This window comes from Streptomyces sp. AA4, from assembly GCF_000158875.1.
GTDB lineage: Bacteria > Actinomycetota > Actinomycetes > Mycobacteriales > Pseudonocardiaceae > Amycolatopsis.
The window spans coordinates 278,504-284,950 of the sequence record NZ_GG657746.1; the positions used below are offsets into that span (position 1 = coordinate 278,504).

The 6,447-nt window shown below is 65.7% G+C and carries 4 protein-coding genes; all 4 read left to right on the top strand.

Going from position 1 to position 6,447, the window contains the following annotated elements; genetic code table 11:
• The first annotated feature begins 11 nt into the window (after positions 1 to 11).
• The 4 genes from nuoL to SSMG_RS01385 all read left to right on the top strand — a co-directional run bounded on the left by nuoL (position 12) and on the right by SSMG_RS01385 (position 6,365).
• Complete coding sequence (nuoL, locus tag SSMG_RS01365) at positions 12 to 1,919, top strand: NADH-quinone oxidoreductase subunit L (RefSeq protein ID WP_009072072.1); 1,908 nt, start codon at positions 12 to 14, stop codon at positions 1,917 to 1,919.
• A gap of 1 nt (position 1,920) precedes the next feature.
• On the top strand, positions 1,921 to 3,474 hold the full coding sequence (locus SSMG_RS01370; RefSeq protein ID WP_009072074.1) for an NADH-quinone oxidoreductase subunit M: 1,554 nt from the start codon (positions 1,921 to 1,923) through the stop codon (positions 3,472 to 3,474).
• Between the two features lie 12 nt (positions 3,475 to 3,486).
• A complete protein-coding gene (gene nuoN / locus SSMG_RS01375; protein WP_199786130.1) occupies positions 3,487 to 5,052 on the top strand; it encodes an NADH-quinone oxidoreductase subunit NuoN in 1,566 nt (521 codons plus the stop codon).
• Between the two features lie 84 nt (positions 5,053 to 5,136).
• Positions 5,137 to 6,365 (top strand): IS3 family transposase gene (locus tag SSMG_RS01385; protein WP_234392748.1). Its coding sequence is split into 2 segments (ribosomal slippage): positions 5,137 to 5,416 and positions 5,416 to 6,365, totalling 1,230 coding nucleotides; the frame shifts between segments, so codons are not numbered across the junction.
• The last annotated feature ends 82 nt before the right edge of the window (positions 6,366 to 6,447 follow it).

Below are 6,447 nucleotides of genomic sequence, written 5' to 3' on the forward strand. Positions count from 1 at the left end.
GAGACGACCGAGTGACCGCATCATCGTGGCTGCTGGTGGCCCTTCCCGCCCTCGGCGCCCTCGTTCTGCTGCTCTCCGGCAAACGCGCGAAAGCGTGGGGGCACCTGCTCGGCTGTGCCACCGTCACGCTCGCCTTCGTGTACGCCGTGATCCTGTTCTTCTCCACCGACAGCCACTCGGTCACCGACACCAAGGTCTACTCCTGGATCCCGGTGACCCAGCTGCAAGTGGACTTCGGGCTGCGCATCGACGCGCTGTCGCTGACGTTCGTGCTGCTGATCACCGGCGTCGGCATGCTGATCCACTTCTATTCGATCGGCTACATGGCCGACGACGAGGGCCGATACCGCTTCTTCGCGTACCTGAACCTGTTCGTCGCCTCGATGCTGATCCTGGTGCTGGGCAACAGCTTCGTGACGCTGTACCTCGGCTGGGAGGGCGTGGGCCTCGCCTCGTACCTGCTGATCGGCTGGTATCAGAACCGCCCGTCCGCGGCGACCGCGGCGAAGAAGGCGTTCCTGATGAACCGCGTCGGCGACGTCGGGCTCGCGCTGGCGATCTTCCTGATGTTCAAGTACGTCGGGTCGACCGGCTACGCGCAGGTCTTCGAGGGCGTCGCGCAGGGCAAGATCCCGCCGGGCGCGGTCACCGCCATCGCGATCCTGCTGCTGCTGGGCGCGTGCGGTAAGTCCGGCCAGTTCCCGCTGCAGGCGTGGCTGCCGGACGCGATGGAGGGCCCGACCCCGGTGTCGGCGCTCATCCACGCGGCGACGATGGTCACCGCGGGCGTGTACCTGGTGGCCCGCTCCAACGTCATCTTCACCGCGACGCCGGACGGACGGCTGGTGGTCACCCTGGTCGGCGCGGTCACGCTGCTGCTCGGGTGCGTTGTCGGCTGTGCCTACGACGACATCAAGAAGGTGCTCGCGTACTCGACGGTCAGCCAGATCGGCTACATGATGCTGGCGGTCGGCCTCGGGCCGGGCATTTACGCGCTGGGCATCATGCACCTGGTGGCGCACGGCTTCTTCAAGGCCGGGCTGTTCCTCGGGGCCGGTTCGGTCATGCACGGCATGAACGACGAGGTCGACATGCGCAAGTTCGGCGGCCTGGCCAAGCGGATGCCGATCACCTTCGTCACCTTCGGCCTCGGCTACCTGGCGATCATCGGCTTCCCGTTCCTCACCGGGTACTACACGAAGGACGCGATCATCGAGGCCGCGTTCGGCCAGGAAGGCTGGCGCGGCTGGGCGTTCGGCCTCGCGACGGTGATCGGCGCCGGGCTCACCGCGTTCTACATGACGCGGCTGATGATGATGACCTTCTTCGGCAAGGAACGCTGGAAGGACATCAAGTCCTCGGACGGACGCGACTTCCACCCGCACGAGTCCAAGCCGATCATGTGGGTCCCGATGGCGATCCTGGCGGTCGGCTCGGTCGGCGCGGGCGCGTTCTTCGCGATCGGCAACCGGTTCGTCGACTGGCTGGCCCCGGTGGTCGGCCAGTTCGAGGAGGCCGAGCACACCCCGATCCCGTCGTGGACGGTCCCGGCGGCGACGCTGGTGCTGGCCGCGCTCGGCGTGCTGCTCGCGGTCTGGCTGTTCCGCCCGTCGCGCGACGTCCCGATCGAGAAGCCCGAGCGGGTGTCTTGGCCGGTGCGCGCGGCGCGCAAGGACCTGTACGGCAACGCGCTCAACGAAACCCTGGTCGCCCGTCCGGGCACCTGGCTGGCGCGGGCGCTGGTGTACGTGGACAACCGCGGCGTCGACGGCGCGGTGAACGGCCTCGCCGCGGCACTCGGCGGCGGGTCCGGGCGGTTGCGCCGGACGCAGACCGGATTCGTGCGGTCGTACGCACTGTCCATGCTCGGCGGCACGTTCCTGCTTCTCGCGGCCCTTCTGCTGGTGAGGTTCTCCTGACATGACTTGGCTTCTGGCGCTCATCCTGCTGCCGCTGGCCGGCTCGCTGGTGCTGGCGTTCCTCAAGGGAAACGACCGGGCCGCGGTCGCCACGGCGCTCGCCGTGTCCATTGTGGAGTTCCTGCTGGTCATCCCGTTCTGGGCGAGCTACTCGCCCTCGGGCGAGCGCATCCAGCAGGCCACCACGATGGACTGGATCCCGAGCTTCGGCATCCACATCTCGTTCGGCACCGACGGCATCTCGCTGATCATGATCGCGGTGATCGCGCTGCTGGTGCCGATCGTCGTCGGCGGGCTCGGGCTCACCGACAAACTGCCCGCCGGCCGCAGCGCGGGCGGGTTCCTGTCGCTGATCCTGCTGCAGGAGGCGATCACGATCGGCGTCTTCGCGGCGACCGACGTGTTCCTCTTCTACGTGCTGTTCGAGATCATGCTGATCCCGATGTACTTCCTGATCGGCGGCTACGGCGGCGCGAACCGGCAGTACGCGGCGGTGAAGTTCTTCCTGTACTCGTTCCTCGGCGGCCTGATCATGCTGGCCTCGGCGATCGGGGCGTACTCGCTGGCCTCGGACAAGCTCGGCGGCAAGGGCACGTTCGACTGGGCCACGCTGGTGACGGTGGTGCGCGACGCGCCGACCGGCACGCAGATCTGGCTGTTCCTCGGCTTCTTCCTTGCGTTCGCGATCAAGGCCCCGCTGGTCCCGTTCCACACCTGGCTGCCGGACGCCGCGGGCCAGGCCCCGATCGGCGTCGCGGTGCTGCTGGTCGGCGTGCTGGACAAGGTCGGCACGTTCGGTTTCCTGCGGTACTGCCTGCCGATGTTCCCGGAGGGCAGCAAGGCGCTCGCGCCGCTGGTGCTGATCCTGTCGGTGATCGGCGTGCTGTACGGCTCGATCCTCGCGGCCGGGCAGCAGGACATGAAGCGGTTCATCGCGTACGTGTCGATCGCCCACTTCGGGTTCATCGCGCTGGGCATCTTCACCTTCAACGAGCAGGCGATGGTCGGCTCGGTGTCGTACATGCTGAACCACAGCCTGTCGACCGGGATGCTGATCGTGGTGATCGGCCTGATCGTGATGCGCGGCGGGTCGAGCCGGATCTCGGACTACGGCGGCATGGCGAAGGTGACCCCGCTGCTCGGCGGAATGCTGTTGCTGGCCGGGCTTTCCGCGCTGTCGCTGCCCGGGACCAACTCGTTCGTGAGCGAGTTCCTCGTGCTGCTGGGGTCCTTTGTGGACCAGCCGGTGTACACGATCCTCGCGACCGTGGGCATGGTGCTCGCCGCGGCTTACGTGCTGTGGCTGTACCAGCGGATCATGCAAGGCCCGGTTCGCGGCGATGCTCTCGTGGGCGTCGGCGGTGGGCCGGGCACGGCGATCGCGCCGGAACTCGGCGCGCGCAAGGCCATTACCGACCTGGGCAAACGCGAGATCGCGATCCTCGCGCCCCTGGTCATCCTGATCATCGGACTGGGTTTCTATCCCAAGCCGATGCTCGACACGATCACCCCGTCGGTGCAGGCGACGCTGTCTGCCGTGCAGGGAGGCAAGTAAACCGTGCTCGACATGTTCCTGGCGCAGGCGCCGGCAGCGCCGCTGGAAGTGCCTTCGGTCGATTACGCGGCCGTGCTGCCGATGCTGATCGTCTTCGGCGTCGCGTGCATCGGCGTGCTGGTGGAAGCGTTCGCGCCGAAGGCCACGCGGTGGGGGATCCAGGTGACGATCTCCCTCGTCGCGATCCTCGCCGCGGGGGTTTCGCTGATCCTGTACGCGACCGGCGCTTCTGCTACGAAAGCCGGTACGACGACGTTCTCCGGTTCGATTTCGGTGGACCGGCCGTCGTTGTTCCTGTGGGGCACGCTGCTGTTGCTCGGCCTCGGTGCGGTCTTCCTGATCGCGGACCGGAAGGTCGAGCCGGGCGGCGCGTTCGTGGCGCAGGCGGCGATCCGGCCGGGCACGGTGCAGGATCGGGCGCAGGCGGCTACTACGTCGCAGACTGAGGTTTTTCCGCTGACGCTCTTCGCGCTTGGCGGGATGATGACATTCTGTGCGGCGAATGATCTTCTTACGATGTTTATCGCGTTGGAAGTGCTTTCGCTGCCGTTGTATCTGATGTGCGGACTGGCTCGCCGTCGTCGGCTGATCTCGCAGGAAGCGGCGGTCAAGTACTTCCTGCTCGGGGCGTTCTCGTCGGCGTTCTTCCTGTACGGGCTGGCGTTGCTGTACGGGTACGCGGACTCGGTGAAGCTGGTCGACATCGCGCACGCGGCGGCTGGGTCGGACCGGTCGGACACGTTGTTGTTCGCTGGTCTTGGGCTGCTTGTCGTGGGGCTGCTGTTCAAGGGCTCGGTCGGGCCGTTCCACACGTGGACGCCGGACGTTTATCAGGGGGCGCCTACTCCGGTCACCGGGTTTATGGCTGCCTGCACGAAGGTCGCTGCCTTCGGAGCGATTCTTCGGGTGCTCAGCGTCGGGTTTTCCTCGACCAGCTGGGAGTGGCGCGGGGTCATGTGGGCCGTGGCCATTATTTCGATGGCGCTCGGGGCTGTGCTGGGTCTGACGCAGACGGATGTCAAGCGGATGATTGCTTACTCGTCTGTGGCGCACGCCGGGTTCTTGCTTGTCGGGGCTATTGCGATGACTGAGGACGGGCTGTCCGGCACGCTGTTCTACTTGCTGGCGTATGGGTTTACGACGTTGGCCGCGTTCGGCGTGGTATCGCTGGTTCGGGATTCCAGCGGGGAGGCCACGCATCTGTCCGCTTGGGCTGGGTTGGCTAAGCGGTCGCCGTTGCTGGCCGGGGTGTTTACGTTCCTCTTGCTGGCGTTGGCTGGGATTCCGTTGACCAGTGGGTTTGTCGGGAAGTTCGTGGTGTTCTCGGCGGCGTTGTCGGACGGGATGGCGCCGTTGGTGGTTGTTGCGCTGGTGTTCAGTGCGGTGGCTGCGTTCTTCTATCTGCGGGTCATTGTGTTGATGTACTTCTCGGAGCCTGCTGCGGACGGGCCTACGGTGACTGTGCCGGGTGGGTTTACTACTGCGGCTATTGCTTTGGGGGTTGTGGTTACGTTGGTGCTTGGGGTTCTTCCGGCCTTTGCGTTGGATTGGGCTGGGGCCGGGGGGTTTGCTTCCTGAGTCTCGGGCGGCTCGTCGCCTGGCGGCGACATTGAACCGCCCCGGGTTTGATGGAGGCTCCATCGTGTGAGTGAGGATGGAGTTATGGGCCGGTCTTCGAGGCATCCGCGTGAGGTGCGTGAGCGCGCGGTTGCGTTGGTGTTTGAGCAGGTAGAGCAGTACTCGTCGCAGTGGGAGGCGATCACGTCGATCGCGGCGAAGGTGGGGGTGTCGGCCGAGTCGCTGCGCCGGTGGGTGCGGCAGGCTGAGACCGATCAGGGTGCGCGGCCGGGTGTCACGACTGCGGAGTCGGAGCGGGTGCGCGAGCTCGAGCGTGAGAATCGTGAGTTGCGCCGGGCGAATGAGATCCTGAAAGCGGCATCGATTTTCTTCGCGAGGGAGCTCGACCCTCGACCGCCGCGCTCGTAGCGTTCATCACGGATTATCGGGACCGGTTCGGAGTCGAGCCGATCTGTGCCGTGCTGACCGAGTTCGGGATCAAGATCGCTCCGTCCACCTATTATGCCGCGCTTTCCCGTCCGATGTCGGCGAGGGAAGTTCGCGATGAGGAGTTGAAGAAGGAAATTCAGCGCGTGTACGACGAGAATTACCTGGTGTACGGTGCCCGGAAGGTATGGCGTCAGCTGAACCGGGAAGGCGTTCGGGCGGGCCGGGGCCGGGTGGAACGACTGATGCGCGCGATGGGCTTGGCCGGCGCGGTCCGCGGGAAGAAGGTGCGCACCACGGTGTCCGATCCCGGCGGTGCCCGCGCCGCGGACCTGGTGAGCCGCCAGTTCACGGCAGGTGCACCGAATCGGTTGTGGGTAGCGGACTTCACCTACGTCGCGACCTGGGCAGGCACCGTCTACGTCGCGTTCGCGATCGATGTGTTCTCCCGCAGGATCGTCGGCTGGCGCGTGAGCATGTCCAAGGAAACCGACCTCGTGCTCGACGCGATCGAGCAGGGACTGCGTCATCGGGACTACCGATGGCGAAAGGGGCAGGACAAGCTGATCCACCATTCCGACGCCGGAAGTCAATACACGTCGTTCCGATTCACGCAGCATCTTGCTGATTCCGGTATCGACGCGTCGATCGGCACGGTCGGCGATGCCCTCGATAACGCGCTCGCGGAATCCACCATCGGGCTCTACAAAACCGAGTTGATTAAACCGAACGGGCCATGGCACAATAAGCAAGAAGTCGACGTCGCGACTGCCGCGTGGATCGAGTGGTACAACACCCAGCGCCTCCACGGAGCATGCGGCGACCGGCCACCCGTCGAATTCGAGACCCTGTACGAGGACGGCGACCTGATCAGTCTGGTCGCCTGACCCCAACAACGAGTCTCTACCGAACCCGGGGCGGTTCACATTGCCGTTTTGGTGGTTGTGTGGGCACCCCGATTTTTTAGTG